Here is a 14,902-nt window from a genome sequence, read left to right on the forward strand (position 1 = left end):
AAGAAGCGAATCGATCATGAAGATCCGCAATTCCCTGAAGTCGCTCAAGGATCGTCACCGCGATAACCGCGTGATCCGTCGTCGTGGCCGTACCTACGTCATCAACAAGACCAACCGTCGCTTCAAGGCACGCCAGGGCTAAACCCCTGAAGACCAGCGTCATTTTTGACGTCGGTCGTGTCCTGTACGATTGGGATCCCCGGATCCTGTACGAGCGCCTGATCGATGACGATCGGGCGCTCGACGCGTTCCTGCGCGATGTCGTCACGATCGATTGGCATTTCCAGCATGATGCTGGCCGCGACTTCGCCGACACCTCGGCGGAGCTGGCCGCTTTGCATCCGCAGCATGCCGACCTGATCGCCGTCTGGGGCCCGCGCTTCAGCGAGAGTATCGGCCCGGCGATTGCGGGGATGCACGAACTCGTCCGCGATCTCGACGCAGCCGACATACCGCTGTTCGCGATCACGAATTTCAGCCACGAATTCTGGCCGCCGTTTCGCGCCCGCGAATCGGCGATGTTCGACCGCTTCCGCGACATCGTCGTGTCGGGCGACGAGAAGATCGTGAAGCCCGACCCCGCCATCTATCGGCTCGCGCTCGATCGATTCGGCGTGCGTGCGGACGAGACGGTGTTCGTCGACGACAATCCGGCCAATATCGCCGCCGCACGCGCGCTAGGGATCGAATCGGTGCTTTTCACCGACGCCGCCAGCTTCCGCTCGCGACTCGTCGAGCTTGGCCTGCCGATTGCCGCTACGGGCGAAACGCGCCCGCGCTGAACCGTGCGCGCACGACAATGCGCGCCCGTACTTCCCATAGAAACGCCCCAAGACCGCGCATCGGATGTGCCGCGTCAGGACCGATCGTGTCGCCCGATATGGCAACCCACTCCGACGCCGCTGGCCAGCCGGAGAGTCACCTCGCCGCGCACGCGCCTACGACGAACCGCCTCCTTCCCGGGGCGGACAGAAGGAACATCACGACAACTGGTGGAAATGGTTGAGGAATGTTCATCATTTCTACGCTATAGAGAGGGTCACGGGATTGGGGTTTTTCGGGAATTTCGATGTACGATGAACAGGGCGCACGGCGAGATCGTCGTGCCATTCTAAAGAACGGTCTTGTATTGGCCGGTGCACTTGCAGTTCCGAGTGCGGTATCTGCAACACAACGTCTTACGGCACGCGATTTGAAGCCGATGACTCAGCCACCATTGCCGCGTTCGCCGGCGATGCCGATTTCGTCGTCGCGCGTCGTGCGCCCCGAATTGCTGCGCCAGGCGATGGCCGCGCTGGGTCGCAACGGCAGCCGGATCCCGCATCACGACCGGATCGCGATCGCCGATTTCACCGCCTCGTCGTCGCAGCCGCGGTTCCACTTCGTCGACCTCGCCAGCGGCCGCAGCACGTCGCTGCTCGTGTCTCACGGCAGCGGTTCGGACCCGGCGCATACCGGCTATCTCGAGCGCTTCTCGAACGCGTTCGGCTCGAATGCGTCGTCGGAAGGCGCCTTCGTGACCGACGATTATTACGTCGGCAAACATGGCCGGTCGCAGCGGCTGATCGGGCTCGATCGCACCAACAACAACGCACTCGGTCGGGCGATCGTCGTCCATTCGGCCTGGTATGCGAACAAGGACATGATCGCGTCGCACGGCATGCTCGGCCGCAGCCAGGGCTGCTTCGCGGTCGGCGAGAAGGATCTCGACCAGGTGTTTGCACGCCTGGGTCAGGGTCGGATGATCTTCGCCGCGAAGGTCTAAGGCGCACACGCCGGTTGGCGCATCGCGCGGCGTACGCCGCCGATCGCCCCGGACCATAACAGCGCGGGCAGCCCGGCATAGCCAAGCCCGAGATGCGCCGGCCGTGCGGCAAGCAGGTCGGCGACCCCGAGCGTCCCCGCGCGCAGGCCGGCCCGCCCGACACCGCACCAGCGCCGCGCGGTTTCCCATCGGATCAGCCGGCGATCCTCCCCCGAACAGCGATGCCGTGCGAGAAACTCGGCCTGGATCGCCCCCAATGCGCTGCCCAGCGCCGTCAACGCAGCGCGATCGGGCACCGCGCGCCGTGCCAGGATGTGCGCCACGATCAGCACCGCGATCGGGTGCGCCTGTTCGCCGAACCGATCCGCATGCCGCTCTGCCAAAATCGCCGCGGCCACGGTCTCCATCCGCTCGGTGAACCGCTTCGAGACCCCGCCCGCGTGCACGCGGTACACCATCAGCGGCTCGTCGAGGCGCGCGATCGCGCCGAACCGGCGGATCCGCTGATACAGGTCGAAATCCTCCGCATAGAGCCGTTCGGGCCGCATGAACGGATCGAGCCGCCGCGCCGCGTCGCCGCGAATCATGACCGATGACCAGATCAGCGGGTTCTCGATTCCTGTCAGCCAGTCGATGAGCATCGGCGTGGTGATCGCGGCATGCTCGGACGGCCTGATGACGCCGTCCACGAGCAGGTCCGCCGCCGTCCCGAGCAGCACGGTCGCCGGTTTCGCCTCCAGATACGCGACCTGACGGGCGAAGCGGTCGGGGCGGCACAGATCATCGGCATCAAGCGCGGCAATATAGCGGCCTCGCGCTGCAGCGACCCCGGCGTTGCGCGCCAGCACCGGGCCACCATTGACCGGCATCGCCACCAGCCTGACGCGCGGATCGGACCAGCCCGCAACGCAGGCGCGGGTCGCGTCGGTCGAGCAGTCGTCGACGACGATCACCTCGAAATCGGTGAAAGACTGCGCGGCGAGGCTGTCGAGCGTGGCGGGCAACAAGGCTGCGCCATTATACACCGGCATGACGACGCTGATGACCGGATCGGGCCTGGGGCGGACGGCACGCGTCATCGAGGGGGAGCGCTCGGCATCCCCCTCGCCTTGCACGGTCAGGCTTTAACGGGCGATTACGTAGAGTTACGCGGCACGCCGCTGAGCGTGTCCTTCGCTCAGCCCTTCGCGATCCAGGCATCGCCGATCTCGCGCAGCATATCGAGCGGTACGCGACCATAAGCGAGCACCGCCGCATGATAGGCCTTGAGGTCGAACGCCGTGCCCATCTTCGCCTTGGCGCGCTCGCGGATATCGACGAACACCGAATGGCCAAGCTTGTAGCTCGCCGCTTGGCCCGGGTTGACGCAATAGCGCTCGACCTCGCGCGTCGCGAAGCCCTCCGCGTCGATGAAATGACGGATCGCCTGTTCGCGGGTCCAGCGCAGGTGATGGATGCCCGCATCGACGACACAGCGGTTCGCGCGGAACAGCTGGAACTTCAGATAGCCGAGCCGCCCGAGCGGATCGTCGTCATACATACCGATCTCGTCCGCGAGCTGTTCGGCGTAAAGCGCCCAGCCCTCGCCATAGCCCGAAAAACTCGTCATCTTGCGGATCAGCGGCAGCCGCGTGTTCGACAGCGCAAGCCCGCTCTCCATCTGATGCCCCGGCAGACCCTCGTGATAGACCGTCGTCGCGAGGCAGAATTTGGGCCAGTCGGCGCTGTCCTTCAGGTTGAAATAGACCAGCCCCGGGCGCGAGCCATCGATCGCCGGTGGTTGTGCGAACGCCGCGGCGGCACCGGCTTCGGTCTGCGCAGGCACGCGCCGCACTTCGAACCCGTAAGGCGGCATCCGCTCGAACACGCTTGGCAGTTTCGCGCGGATCGCCGCGAGCCGGTCGTTGCAATAGGCGATCGCCTCGCGCTTGCCCGCATCGGTGTTGGGATAGAGCTGGTCGGGATTCTTGTAGAGCGCCGCCATCCGCGCACCAATGCTCCCCTTGCTGTACCCCTGTTTGCGCAACAGCGTATCGAGCTGCGCCGACAGCATCTTCGCCTGGTCGAGCCCGAACCTGTGCACCTCGTCGGGTGACAAATTGGTCGTCGTCGTTGCGTGCAACGCGGCGGGATAAAAGGCGGCGCCCTCCTTCAGCTTCCACACGCCGGCATCATGCGTGGCCGCCCGGCGGAGGTCGCGGGTCGCGGCAATCTGCCGGTCGAGCGCGGGCAGCACCGCCGCGTCATAGATCCGCGCGGCATCGCGGCCATAGCTTTCGCCCAGCCCCTTGGCCGCCGCGCGCCGGACGAGACTCTGCACGACCAGCGCCTCGCTTGCGGGCTGGCGCGTCTTGGTCATCTGGTCGAGCGCGAGGTCGAGGATGAAGTCGGGGGCGACGACGCCGACGCCCGCGTCATGCCGCATGCGCGCGGTGTTCGCGTCGATCTGTCCGGCAAATGCCTGGAGCCGTTGCAGATAGGCGTCGGCATCACCCTTCGTCTCGATCCGGTGCTTGGTGTCGAGGAAATCGGGCACCGACTGATACGCACCCGACAGCTGCGACACGACATAGGGGCTGGGGCCATAGGACGTGCCGCCGAAATCGAACGCCTGCACCGCCGCCGCCGACCGCCGCGTATAGACTACGCAGTCGAGGTCGATCCGCTCCGCCGGCGACAGCCCGGTGCGGTCGATCGCCGCGAGCTGCGCCAGCTCGGCCCTTGTCTGCACCTTGGCCGCAGCGATCCCCGCCGCCGACGGGTCTGACAGCTTCGCGCGCAGATCGGCATTGGCGCCGGTGTCGAGCCCGAGCGAGGTCGCACTCTCGGGACTGCGCCGCAACTGCGCCTGAACGAGCTGGTCGAACAGCCGCGACAGCTGCGTCGCGGGCGTCTCTGCCGCCTGCGCGAGTACCGGTACCAGCGATGCCGCGCCGCCCAGCATCGTGCCCGCAAGCACCGCGCGGCGATGGATCTTCAAACTCATCCCACTCTCCGAAATGCAAACGGCCCGCCTTCCACCGGGAAGACGGGCCGTTCTTCGTCACGTCGTGATGCCAGAGGCGATCAAGCGGTGCGCGTTCCCGACAGCGGGAAGCTGCCGAAGGCGCCTGCACCGACGGTGCCGGTCATCGTGTCGCCATCGACGGTCGCCTTGCAGTCGAGCGTCATCGGCATCGGCACGGTCATCGCCTGCTTCCAGCTTAGCGTATCGCCATCGACCTCGCCGGTCACATCCATGCCGCCCATCGCACCCGACACCGCGCCCGAAAAGCTGGTGTCCGCGCTGTTCACGGTCAGCGTCATCTTCTGATCGCCAAGCGGCGACTTCACGACGCAATCCCAGCTGCCATCGACATTTGCCATGCTATTCTCTCCTTCGATTACTTGGCCTTGGCCGCAAGCGGCGTCACCGGAACCACCGGCAGCCCCGCGACCGAAGCCGCGCTCACGACCTCGACCGGCAACCCCAGGCTGTCAAGCTGCGGCTTGACCGTCTTGGCGTCGCCGACGACCACCCAGGTGAATTTCTTCACGTTGATCACCCCCGCGATCGCGGTGTTCAGCTGCGGCAGGGTCAGCGCGCCGTAGCGTCGCGTGATCGTCGCGTAATAATCGTCGGGGCGCTTCAACAAATCATTCTGCTGCATCGCGCCGAGCACCGCGCCCGACGTCTCGAAGCTGCCGGGCAGCGCGCGAATCCCGCCGTCGATCGCCAGCCCGAATTCGGTCTGGGTCATCGGCTTTGTCGTCACGAACTGCGTCACGTCCTGTTGCAGCGCGGTGATCGACGGGCCGGTCTTGTCCGCCTGCACCCCGGCCGAAATGCCATAGGGCGCATCGAACGCGGCCGTCTGGAACCGCCCGCCCGCGCCGTAGGACCAGTGCTTCTCCTCGCGCAGGTCCATGTTGATCCGGCTGAGGAAGCTGCCGCCCAGCGCGTCGTTCGCGGTGTTGAACACCAGCATGTCGTCGCTGCCCTTCAACCCGGTCCGCTGGCCCGCGAGGATCAGCGATTGTGGGCTGTTGGGCCGGTCGACCAGTACGATCTTCGGCGTCAGCGGGGTGCGCGTCGTCGGGAAGCTTTTGACGCCCGCCGGCCCCTGCGCCGTCCAGTCGCCGAACCCGCGGTCGAGCACCGCCCTGACCTCGGCGAGCGGGCGGTCGCTGACGACGAAGATCTTTGCCTTGTCGGGGCGCAACCACGCCTGCTGGAACGCGACCAGGTCGGCGCGCGTCAGCGCGGCGACCGCCTTCGGATCACCACCGCCCTGTGCCTTGCCGTAAGGGGTATCGCCGTTGATCAGCTTGCCGATCACGCGGTTGCCCAGGCCCTGCGGGCTGGTCAGTTCCTGCTGGATGCCGGCCAGCTGCTGGTTGCGGACCCGGCCGACCTCCTCGTCCGCGAAGGCCGGATTGCGCGCGATATCCGCGAACAGCGCGACCGCGGGCGTCAGGTTCGCGCTCGGCACGCTCATCGACAGCGTCGTCCGGTCGAGCGAGGTGCCCGTCCCGATCGATGCGCCCAGCCGCTCGCGCGCCTCGGCCAGCGCGATCCCGTCGAGCGTCCGCGTCCCCTCGTCCATCACGCTCAGCGTCAGCTGCTGCGTGCCAAGCTTGTCCGCGACATCCGCGGCATAGCCCGCGTCGAAGCTCAGTACCACCTGCGTGATCGGCACCGCATCGCGCCGCGCATAGACGAGCTCGATCCCGTTCGACAGCCGCGCACGCTCGACCGCAGGGAAGGCAAGCCCGGTCAGCGTGCCGACCGCGGGGATGCCGCCCGCGCGCGTGCCCTTGACCGGCGTCTCTGCCGCGGGCTTCACCGCGACCGCGGGCGGCACGACCGCCTCCTCATATTTGTCGCGCTCGCCGTCGACCACGGTCAGCGTATAGGCGGGGCGCGTCAGCCAGCGCGTCGCGGCGGCCTTGACGCTCGCCGGCGTCTGCGCCGCGATCGCCGCCAGCTCCTTCTTGTAGTGGCCCGGGTCGTTAGCATAGAGCGCGCCGCCCGCCAGCGCGACCGCCTTGCCGCCGAACCCGCCGACCGATTCATAGCCGCGGATTCGTCCAGCGACCGCCTGTGTCTGGACGCGCTGGATCTCGTCCGCGGTCGGTCCGGTCTTCAGGAAGTCGGCAAGGATCTCGTCGAGCCGCGTCGACACGACTGCGGGGTCGACGCCCGGCCGCACGATCGCGCGGATCGTGAACATGCCGATCTGCGCCATGTCGCTATAGCCGGCGGACACGTTGACCGCGAGCTTCTCCTTGCGGACCAGCGCATTGTCGAGCCGCGACGAGGCGAGCCCGCCCAGCACCGTACCGCCGACGTCGAGCGCCGCGGCATCGGGATCGAGCATCCCCGGCACTGCCCAGTTCTTGGTGATCATCACCGCCGCGACGCGGTCCTTCATGACTTCGTTTACCGGTGCGGTGAGTGTCGGCACGGTGACGGTCGGCAGGACCGACTTGGGTCCCGTCTTGATATCGCCGAAATATTTCTCGACCAGCGGCCGCGCGGTCGCGGCATCGACGTCGCCCGCGAGCACAAGCACCGCATTGTTGGGGCCGTAATGCGAGCGGAACCAGTCCTTCACATCGGCAAGGCTGGCGCGGTCGAGATCCGCCATCGACCCGATCGGGGTGTGGCCATAGGGCGTGTCCGCGGGGAACAGCCCGCCGAACAGCTTGTACTGGACGAGGCCGTAAGGCTGGTTGTCGCCCTGGCGCTTCTCGTTCTGGACGACGCCGCGCTGCTCGTCGAGCACGCCCTGCGTGATCGCGCCGGTCAGATGCCCCATCCGGTCGCTCTCGAGGAACAGCGCGCGCTCGAGCGCGGCGGCGGGGACCGTCTCGAAATAGTTGGTCCGGTCGAACGAGGTCGTACCGTTAAAGTCGGTTGCCCCGACCTCCTTCAGCGGCGCGAAGAAATCGCCCGGCGCATTCTCGCTGCCGTTGAACATCAGATGCTCGAACAGATGCGCAAAGCCCGTGCGGCCCTGCGGCTCGTGCTTCGACCCGACGTCATACCAGACCGATACCGCGACGACCGGCGCCTTGCGGTCGGTGTGCACGATCACGCGCAACCCGTTCTTCAGCGTGAACTGCTGATAGGGAATATCGACCGACGTCACCAGCGCGGCGACCGGTGCGGGCTTTGCGACCTGCGCGCCAACGGGCGCGACAAGCGCGGCGGTGGCGACGCCAGCTAGGGCCAAGAGCTTCAACGACATGGATTTTCCCCCGGGATACGACGACTGTTATACCAAGGTATAACAGTGGATTGCCGCCCCGCAAGCTGCCGCCTTCGCGGTTGGCGCGGATCTCGATCGATCCTCGGCGCCACGACCTGCGCCGCCCGCCCGTACCATCACCGGGTCCGCGCCCGTGCCTAGCGCAGCAGCCCCGCTGCGCGGAGCGCACCGTTGATCATGTCGCCGACCTGCGATCGGCCCGGACTGTGGCTCCACGGGTGCGGACGCGGCGATGCGGGCTTCGGCTTCGCGCGGGTCGCCGCCGCGCGCGCCGATGGGCGCTCGATCAGCCCGAAGAACGCAGCGCTGTGCAACGTCGACGAGATTCCCACCTCCAGCATGTGCGGACCCGGCTGGCCGAGGCCGTCGGCGCCCGTCGTGGCCAGCGGTGTGCCATGGCCCAGCCCGCGGATCCGATACTCCTCGACCGCGGCACGGCCCTGCGCGTCGCGCCAGAGGCGATGGGCATGGCCTTCGACCTGTTCGACCTCGTCGGGTGCGTAGGCGAGCCCGTGCACGCCGCGCCACTGTGCGACGATCGCATCGGCATTGGCGGGCACCACGGTCGCATCGGCATCGCCGTGCCAGACCGAGACGCGCGGCACGCGACCGCCGGCCGGCGCCGCGCCGTCGACCAGCGCGGCCAGCGCGGAATCTGCGGGCAGGCCCCGCCCGCGCATCCGGTCGAGCGCCTGCGACATCGAGGTCGCGGTGCCATAGGGAAGCCCCGCAATGATTGCCCCGGCAGCGAACAGCTCGGGATAGGTGGCGAGCATTACGCCAGCCATCGCGCCGCCGGCCGACAATCCCGTCACATAGATGCGGTCGGGATCGATCGCGACGTCGCGGACCATCGTCGCAATCATCGACCGGATCGACTGCGCCTCACCGCCACCGCGGCGAATGTCCTCGGCGTCGAACCAGTTGAAGCAGAGATTGCCGTTATTCGCGCGCTGCTGCTCGGGATAGAGCACGGCGAACCCGTGCCGGTCGGCAAGATCGGACCAGCCTGCCCCCCGGTCATACCCCGTGGCGGTCTGCGTGCAGCCATGGAGAACGACGACCAGCGGCATCCGCCGGTCGGACGTCGCCTCGGGCACATAGGTCAACGCACGCAACGCGCCGGGATTCGCGCCGAATGATTCGAGCGGGCGCAGGCGTGAGTCCTCGTTCTCTGGCTGCTCGGCGAAGCGCGCCGCCGCGGCGTGTTGCGCCTGCGCCAGTTGCGCGAGTGTTTCCGAAAGCCTGGCCATCGATCGTCCCGTCATGCGCGCCCGACGCCTTGACGCCCGGCTCCGTGAATGGTGCAGTGCAGCATATCTTGTGCCGCCCCTGCCCGATCACAAGGGTAAATCGCCGCCGGACCTCAGCCGTGCGACCGCGCGAAGGCGGCAGCGTCGGCGACCTGTGCGTCGCTCGGGCGGACGCCGGTGTAGAGCACGAACTGCTCGAGCGCCTGAAGGATCGCGACCTCGGTGCCGGTGATGCAGCGTTTCCCCGCCGCTGCCGCGGCGCGCAGGAACGGCGTTTCCGGGGGATATTGCACGACGTCGAACGCAATGGCGCTCGCCGCGATCATCGCCGGCGGAAAAGCGAGCGCGTCCGCATCGGCACCCGTCATCCCCATCGGCGTGACGTTGATCAGCAGGTCCGCCTGCTCTTCCGTGTGAAGATCCGTGGCCCATGCAAAGCCATAGAGATCGGCGAGCGCACGACCGGCGGGTTCGTTGCGCGCGACGATCACGCCGTCGCGAAAGCCCGTGTCGCGCAACGCCGCGGCGACCGCCTTTGCCATCCCGCCCGACCCGCGCAGCATGAACCGCGTTGCCGGATCGATATCCGCGATCAGCGCTGCGACCGCGGCATAATCCGTGTTGTGCCCGGTCAGCACGCCTTCGTCGTTCACGATCGTGTTGACGCTGTCGATCGCCGCGGCCGAGGGCGCGAGTCCATCGAGCAGCGCGATCACCGCCTCCTTGAACGGCATCGAGATCGCGCAGCCGCGGATGTCGAGCGCCCGGATACCGCGCACCGCGCCCTCCAAGTCGCGGGTCGAGAACGCCTTGTAGACATAGTCGAGTCCGGTCAGCGCATAGAGCCGATTATGGAACCGGGTCCCGAAATTGCCCGGTCGCGCGGACAAGGACATGCACAGGCGTGTATCGCGCCCGATCAGCGGACGAGCGGGTTCCGGGGCTGAGGTCTGTTGGGTCATCACCATAAAATAGGACGGCGATCCGCCGGGGTCGAGATACAAGCGCGGCGGAACAAGCGCCGCTACCCGGCGTAGAACCGGCGATGCGCGTCGTAACCCTTGCCGAACCGGACGATTTCGATGGCTGGCGCGATGCAGCGCGCGGCCTGATGGCCGATGACGTGCCACCCGACGATGTCGTGTGGCAGGTCGGCAGTGCCCCCGCCGACCTGTTCGGGACGGTGCCACCGGATCCTCCTGCAGCATCCGCGCCGCGGGCTGCCTCCGCGACCGTCTCGGTCCCGCGCGCGTTCCTTGATCTTGCCCGCAGCGTCATCCTCGGCAGCGATCCGGAGCGGTTCGCGTTGCTCTACACGCTGCTCCACCGCCTGCGCCGCGAACCCAAGCTGATCGAGGATCGGGCCGATCCTCTCGTGCGACGGCTTGACCGGATTGCGAAGGACGTCCGCCGCGACATCCACAAGATGCGCGCGTTCCTGCGCTTCCGCGAGGTCGAGGAGGAGGGCGAAACCCGGTTCGTCGCCTGGTTCGAACCCGATCACCACATCGTCCGCGCCAACGCCGCCTTCTTCGTCAATCGCTTCGCGAGCATGCGCTGGTCGATCCTGACCCCCGAGGTGGCGATCCACTGGGACGGGACGATGCTCAGCGAAGGGCCGGGCGCCAAGAAGACCGACGCACCCGAGGGCGATCCGACCGAAGAGGTCTGGAAGACCTATTACGCCAGCACCTTCAACCCCGCGCGCGTGAAGATCGGCGCGATGTTGAAGGAGATGCCCCGCAAATACTGGAAAAACATGCCTGAAACCGATCTCGTCCCCGGCATGATCGCCACCGCACAGGCGCGCGAGAGCGGCATGATCGAGCGCGCCCGCGACGTCGTCGGCGGTAACAGCATGATCGCCTGGGAGGCGCTGCGCGACGAGGCCGCGGGCTGCACCCGCTGCCCGCTCTACAAGCCCGCCACCCAGACCGTGTTCGGCGAGGGACCGATCGACGCGCCGCTGATGTTCGTCGGCGAACAGCCGGGCGACCAGGAGGATCTTGCCGGGCGGCCGTTCGTCGGCCCCGCCGGTCAGATGTTCGATCGCGCGATGGCGGAGGCGGGACTCGACCGCAGCCGCGCCTATGTCACCAACGCGGTCAAGCATTTCAAGTTCGAGCAGCGCGGCAAGCGGCGCATCCACGCCAAGCCCGGCGCCGGCGAGATCGAGGCCTGCCGGTGGTGGATCGAACAGGAGCAGATGCTCGTCGCGCCCAAGGTGACGGTCGCGCTCGGCGCCACCGCGGCCCGCTCGCTGTTCGGCAAGGTGATGACGATCGGCAAGGAACGCGGCCGTGCGCTGCAGCTTCCCGGCGGCGGCGAGGCATGGATTACCGTCCATCCCAGTTACCTGCTGCGCCTGCCGGACAAGGTTCAGGCCGACGAGGAATATGCGCGATTCGTCGAGGATCTGCGTATGGCCGGCGCGCGCCTGGCCTAGGCGAACCGATTGGCCCTTCCCTTCGTGCGCCGCATCGCGCAAATCCCCGCGCCATGTTCGAAAAGATTCTGGCCGTGCTGGCCACCTTCACGATCTGGGTGATCTCGTCCGGCGGCTATGTTGGCATCGCGATCCTCATGGCGATCGAAAGCGCGTGTATTCCGCTTCCATCCGAGATCATCATGCCGTTCGCCGGCTATCTCGTGTCGACCGGCCGGTTCGACCTGTATCTCGCCGCGACAGCGGGCGCGATCGGGTGCAACCTCGGCTCGATCGTCGCCTATGAGGTCGGCAAGCGTGGCGGTCGACCGATGGCCGAGCGCTGGGGTCGCTATGTCCTGATCGGCCCGGGCGAGCTCGATGCAGCAGACCGGTTCTTCGCGCGCTGGGGCAACATGGCGGTGCTGATCGGGCGTCTGCTCCCCGTCATCCGATCGTTCATCGCCTTTCCGGCGGGTGTCGCGCGGATGAAGCTCGTGCCCTTCCACCTCTACACCTTCATCGGCTCCTGGCCGTGGTGCTTCGGGCTTGCCTGGGTCGGCATGAAGCTTGGCGACAAATGGGACAGCGACCCGCGTGTGAAGGCCGCCTTCCACAGCGCGGACCTGCTGATCGGCATCGTCCTGATCGCGCTGGTCGGCTTCTATATCTGGCACCGCGTCCGCGGGCTGAAGCGTCACCCGTAACCACGACGCCGGGCAAGCGCGCGCAGGTCTTCGTCACGGGTTGGTGCCAGCATCTGCACGCGGCGCTGGTACGCGGCGACGATCTCCGGCCCGGCCTGTGCGGGTGAACCGCTGTCAAACGGTGGCTGGGGATCATATTCGAGTGCCAATTGCACCATGCGTGCATGCGCCTCGCCGCGGATCAGCGCGATCAGCGTCAGCGCAAAGTCGATGCCTGCCGTCACACCGCCGCCGGTGACTCGGTTCCGATCGACCACGGTGCGCGCGTCGACGGGGATCGCACCGAAGAGCGGCAACATGTCACGCTGAGCCCAGTGGCACCCCGCGCGGTACCCGTCGAGCAATCCCGCGGCACCCAGGATCAACGAGCCGGTGCAGACACTGGTGACCCATGTCGCGCCTGCCCCGACGGCCCCCACCCATGCCATCGCTTCGTCGTCGGCGATGACGTCGTTGAGTCCGAAGCCTCCCGGGACGCAAAGGATGTCCGCGTACGGCACCTCGGCAAAGATCGCGGTCGGAAGGATCGAAAACCCGGCGTCGGTTGGCACCGGATTGCGCGTCTTCCAGACGAGATCGACCTGCGCCTCGCCAAGCCGTGACAGGATCTGGGCAGGACCGGTGAGGTCGAGCTGGGTGACGTTGGGAAACAGTAGGAAGGCGATACGAAAAGGGTCGCGCATGGCACAAGCTCCGTCCAGAGGGGCTGCCCAGGCGCGCGGCGGAACCGTCCGCGCTTCCCCGTGGTGATCCACTCGGCGCCAGTCACGCGGACGCGCCAACGCTATGCGGTTGTCTTTGACGACGCAACAGCATCGACGGGTTCGCGCCCTGCACGCAAACCGGTCGCGGCAGCTTAGGGGAGGACGGGCACCTCGGCTGCACGCTCCTTGTTTTCGCGGCGCGCTTCGCGAACGCGCTGCCCGAAGCATCCGGTTGCGCCGCCCGGCCCGACGGTCGAACAACTGCCGATGCTGTTCGCACCGACACCGGTGCCAAGCGTACCCTGTGCCTTGGCCGCCCAGCTCTCATTTTCGGGCGTCACGGCGAATTCGCGCAATTCCTTGGGGACGCGATATTGCTCCTGCGCGCTGCGACGCACGCAGACGACGATTTCCTCGCCCTGTGCATTGGTCGGGCAGCGCTCGTTGCCGAACAGCGTGAGCACGCCGTTGACCGGCGCGCTGCGCGACACCTCACCCGGCGCGGACGCGGGCTTGGCTGCGGGGGCACCGGGCTTGGCCGGGATTGCCGCACCCGACGTCACCGTCTGCGCCGCCACCGGGCCGGCGACCAGCAAGGCCGCTGCCATCATCATCCTCATACGCACCACTCCCATAATCCGTATCTGTTGGCCGACAGGATCGGCGATCGTCGGTGGCCCTAGGCTGAACGCCGCAACGCCACGCGTTTCAGTCCCAACGGCCGGCGGCGCGGTCAGATCCGCTTTGCGGTCGCGATCGCGACCTTGCACCCCAGCCGGATCAGCGCGCTCATCACCGGATAGCCGGGGGTTTCCTCCGCGCCGGCAGCGATCGCGGTCGCCTTGTGCTCCAGCTCCTCGGCCTGGAAATCGAGGATCGCCGCGCTCAGTTCGGGATCGCTGTCGCCCAGCGCGACGAGCTGCTCGGCATAATGCTTGTCGATCTCGGTCTCGACCGCCGCGGTGCAGGCCATCGCGGCACGCGGGCTGATCGCGGCAGTGACCGCGCCGAGCGCGAAGCCCGCGACCTTCCATATCGGCTGCAGCACGGTCGGCCGCACGCGCCGCTCGACGATCATCCGGTCGAAGAACGCGCGGTGACGCTCCTCCTGCTGCGCCATGTGGTGGATCAGGCGCGACGACGGGTGCCGGTCGCCCAGCACCGCGAGCTGCCCCGCATAGATGCGGATCGCGCCATATTCGCCGGCCTGGTCGACGCGGACCATCGCCTCGCTCGGATGCTTGCGATCGCCTGGCTTCCAGCCTGTGCCGCGCGGGACGGTCGGGATCGGGGTCGCGGTGGTCATCGTGTCTTCCTCATCAGCACGAAGATGGTGATCGCGCCGCCCAGGGAAAAGATCGCGTTGAACCCGGCAAGCGAAATTCCCGCCAGCGACCACTGCGCCGAATCACAGCGCACCATAGGCGCGTTCATGATCGCGGCGAGCCGTTCGGCCGGCGTCGTGCCCGCCATCGACACCGTCGTGGTGCAGGCGGTGATGCCGTTCCACCAGTGATATTCGACCCCGGCATGGAACAGCCCGATCGCGCCGCTGATCCCGATCAGCAACGCCGCGACGAGCACCAGCGAGGCGCGCAGCGAACGCTGCGGCACCACGAACGTCGCCGCCGCGAGCAACACCGCCGAATAATGCGGCCAGCGCTGCCAATGGCACATCTCGCATGGATAGAGCCCACCCAGATATTGCGACCCGAGCGCCCCCAGCAACAGCAGCAGCGGCAGCACGAGCGCGATCGACCGGGCGATCTCCTCGTTCTTGGTCATCCCCAGCCC

General features: G+C 67.2%; 15 protein-coding genes and 1 riboswitch. Of the genes, 5 read left to right on the plus strand and 10 right to left on the minus strand.

Annotation, left to right across the window (positions count from 1 at the left end; translation table 11 throughout):
• Window positions 1–16: 16 nt before the first annotated feature.
• The 3 genes from ykgO to FHY04_RS13265 all read left to right on the plus strand — a co-directional run bounded on the left by ykgO (window position 17) and on the right by FHY04_RS13265 (window position 1,765).
• Window positions 17–142, plus strand: coding sequence for a type B 50S ribosomal protein L36 (gene ykgO, locus FHY04_RS13255; RefSeq protein WP_003046794.1), 126 nt, complete (start codon window positions 17–19; stop codon window positions 140–142).
• 4 nt (window positions 143–146) lie between these two features.
• Window positions 147–782, plus strand: a complete 636-nt coding sequence (locus FHY04_RS13260) for an HAD family phosphatase (RefSeq protein ID WP_183936866.1) — start codon at window positions 147–149, stop codon at window positions 780–782.
• A gap of 287 nt (window positions 783–1,069) precedes the next feature.
• Window positions 1,070–1,765 carry a murein L,D-transpeptidase catalytic domain family protein gene (locus FHY04_RS13265; RefSeq protein ID WP_031439528.1) on the plus strand — a complete coding sequence of 232 codons (696 nt, stop codon included), beginning with the start codon at window positions 1,070–1,072 and terminating at the stop codon, window positions 1,763–1,765.
• Here FHY04_RS13265 and FHY04_RS13270 read toward each other — a convergent pair.
• From FHY04_RS13270 to FHY04_RS13295, 6 genes are all read right to left on the minus strand, one after another.
• Complete coding sequence (locus FHY04_RS13270) at window positions 1,762–2,844, minus strand: glycosyltransferase family A protein (RefSeq protein WP_183936782.1); 1,083 nt, start codon at window positions 2,842–2,844, stop codon at window positions 1,762–1,764. The genes FHY04_RS13265 and FHY04_RS13270 overlap by 4 nt on opposite strands.
• A 98-nt stretch (window positions 2,845–2,942) precedes the next feature.
• Window positions 2,943–4,751, minus strand: a complete 1,809-nt coding sequence (locus FHY04_RS13275) for a DUF885 family protein (RefSeq protein ID WP_183936783.1) — start codon at window positions 4,749–4,751, stop codon at window positions 2,943–2,945.
• Between the two features lie 80 nt (window positions 4,752–4,831).
• Entirely contained in the window at window positions 4,832–5,131 is a 300-nt protein-coding gene (locus FHY04_RS13280) for a hypothetical protein (protein WP_031439525.1), read from the minus strand.
• Between the two features lie 17 nt (window positions 5,132–5,148).
• Window positions 5,149–7,998 (minus strand): pitrilysin family protein, encoded by a 2,850-nt coding sequence (locus FHY04_RS13285; RefSeq protein ID WP_183936784.1) that lies wholly within the window; start codon window positions 7,996–7,998, stop codon window positions 5,149–5,151.
• A gap of 158 nt (window positions 7,999–8,156) precedes the next feature.
• The gene (locus FHY04_RS13290) at window positions 8,157–9,272 is read right to left on the minus strand and encodes a PHB depolymerase family esterase (RefSeq protein WP_183936785.1); all 1,116 of its coding nucleotides are present in this window, start codon (window positions 9,270–9,272) and stop codon (window positions 8,157–8,159) included.
• A 113-nt stretch (window positions 9,273–9,385) separates the two neighbouring features.
• The gene (locus tag FHY04_RS13295; RefSeq protein WP_031439962.1) at window positions 9,386–10,234 is read right to left on the minus strand and encodes a shikimate 5-dehydrogenase; all 849 of its coding nucleotides are present in this window, start codon (window positions 10,232–10,234) and stop codon (window positions 9,386–9,388) included.
• Window positions 10,235–10,317: 83 nt separating this feature from the next.
• Between FHY04_RS13295 and FHY04_RS13300 the strand changes: the two genes are divergently transcribed.
• Entirely contained in the window at window positions 10,318–11,718 is a 1,401-nt protein-coding gene (locus FHY04_RS13300; RefSeq protein ID WP_183936786.1) for a UdgX family uracil-DNA binding protein, read from the plus strand.
• 53 nt (window positions 11,719–11,771) lie between these two features.
• Window positions 11,772–12,404, plus strand: a complete 633-nt coding sequence (locus FHY04_RS13305; RefSeq protein WP_183936787.1) for a DedA family protein — start codon at window positions 11,772–11,774, stop codon at window positions 12,402–12,404.
• On the opposite strand, the gene FHY04_RS13310 is transcribed toward FHY04_RS13305, so the two are convergent.
• From FHY04_RS13310 to FHY04_RS13325, 4 genes are all read right to left on the minus strand, one after another.
• Window positions 12,395–13,087 carry a DJ-1/PfpI family protein gene (locus FHY04_RS13310; protein WP_183936788.1) on the minus strand — a complete coding sequence of 231 codons (693 nt, stop codon included), beginning with the start codon at window positions 13,085–13,087 and terminating at the stop codon, window positions 12,395–12,397. The two genes, FHY04_RS13305 and FHY04_RS13310, sit on opposite strands and share 10 nt — an antisense overlap.
• Window positions 13,088–13,105: 18 nt before the next feature.
• Window positions 13,106–13,183, minus strand: a riboswitch (ZMP/ZTP riboswitch).
• A gap of 77 nt (window positions 13,184–13,260) precedes the next feature.
• Window positions 13,261–13,728 (minus strand): hypothetical protein, encoded by a 468-nt coding sequence (locus tag FHY04_RS13315; RefSeq protein WP_183936789.1) that lies wholly within the window; start codon window positions 13,726–13,728, stop codon window positions 13,261–13,263.
• Between the two features lie 113 nt (window positions 13,729–13,841).
• Window positions 13,842–14,414, minus strand: a complete 573-nt coding sequence (locus FHY04_RS13320; RefSeq protein ID WP_042466726.1) for a demethoxyubiquinone hydroxylase family protein — start codon at window positions 14,412–14,414, stop codon at window positions 13,842–13,844.
• Entirely contained in the window at window positions 14,411–14,893 is a 483-nt protein-coding gene (locus tag FHY04_RS13325; protein WP_031395676.1) for a disulfide bond formation protein B, read from the minus strand. The genes FHY04_RS13320 and FHY04_RS13325 overlap by 4 nt, the downstream gene beginning before the upstream one ends.
• Between the last annotated feature and the right edge of the window lie 9 nt (window positions 14,894–14,902).

The sequence above is a fragment of the Sphingomonas sp. BK481 genome (genome assembly GCF_014194875.1).
GTDB classification, from domain to species: domain Bacteria; phylum Pseudomonadota; class Alphaproteobacteria; order Sphingomonadales; family Sphingomonadaceae; genus Sphingomonas; species Sphingomonas aerolata.

Bases quoted from the DNA above. Each gene is read 5' to 3' on its own strand.
- ykgO (WP_003046794.1), top strand. From the start codon at position 17: ATGAAGATCCGCAATTCCCTGAAGTCGCTCAAGGATCGTCACCGCGAT.
- FHY04_RS13265 (WP_031439528.1), top strand. From the start codon at position 1,070: ATGTACGATGAACAGGGCGCACGGCGAGATCGTCGTGCCATTCTAAAG.
- FHY04_RS13270 (WP_183936782.1), bottom strand. From the start codon at position 2,844: ATGACGCGTGCCGTCCGCCCCAGGCCCGATCCGGTCATCAGCGTCGTC.
- FHY04_RS13275 (WP_183936783.1), bottom strand. From the start codon at position 4,751: ATGAGTTTGAAGATCCATCGCCGCGCGGTGCTTGCGGGCACGATGCTG.
- FHY04_RS13280 (WP_031439525.1), bottom strand. From the start codon at position 5,131: ATGGCAAATGTCGATGGCAGCTGGGATTGCGTCGTGAAGTCGCCGCTT.
- FHY04_RS13285 (WP_183936784.1), bottom strand. From the start codon at position 7,998: ATGTCGTTGAAGCTCTTGGCCCTAGCTGGCGTCGCCACCGCCGCGCTT.
- FHY04_RS13290 (WP_183936785.1), bottom strand. From the start codon at position 9,272: ATGGCCAGGCTTTCGGAAACACTCGCGCAACTGGCGCAGGCGCAACAC.
- FHY04_RS13295 (WP_031439962.1), bottom strand. From the start codon at position 10,234: ATGACCCAACAGACCTCAGCCCCGGAACCCGCTCGTCCGCTGATCGGG.
- FHY04_RS13300 (WP_183936786.1), top strand. From the start codon at position 10,318: ATGCGCGTCGTAACCCTTGCCGAACCGGACGATTTCGATGGCTGGCGC.
- FHY04_RS13305 (WP_183936787.1), top strand. From the start codon at position 11,772: ATGTTCGAAAAGATTCTGGCCGTGCTGGCCACCTTCACGATCTGGGTG.
- FHY04_RS13310 (WP_183936788.1), bottom strand. From the start codon at position 13,087: ATGCGCGACCCTTTTCGTATCGCCTTCCTACTGTTTCCCAACGTCACC.
- FHY04_RS13315 (WP_183936789.1), bottom strand. From the start codon at position 13,728: ATGAGGATGATGATGGCAGCGGCCTTGCTGGTCGCCGGCCCGGTGGCG.
- FHY04_RS13320 (WP_042466726.1), bottom strand. From the start codon at position 14,414: ATGACCACCGCGACCCCGATCCCGACCGTCCCGCGCGGCACAGGCTGG.
- FHY04_RS13325 (WP_031395676.1), bottom strand. From the start codon at position 14,893: ATGACCAAGAACGAGGAGATCGCCCGGTCGATCGCGCTCGTGCTGCCG.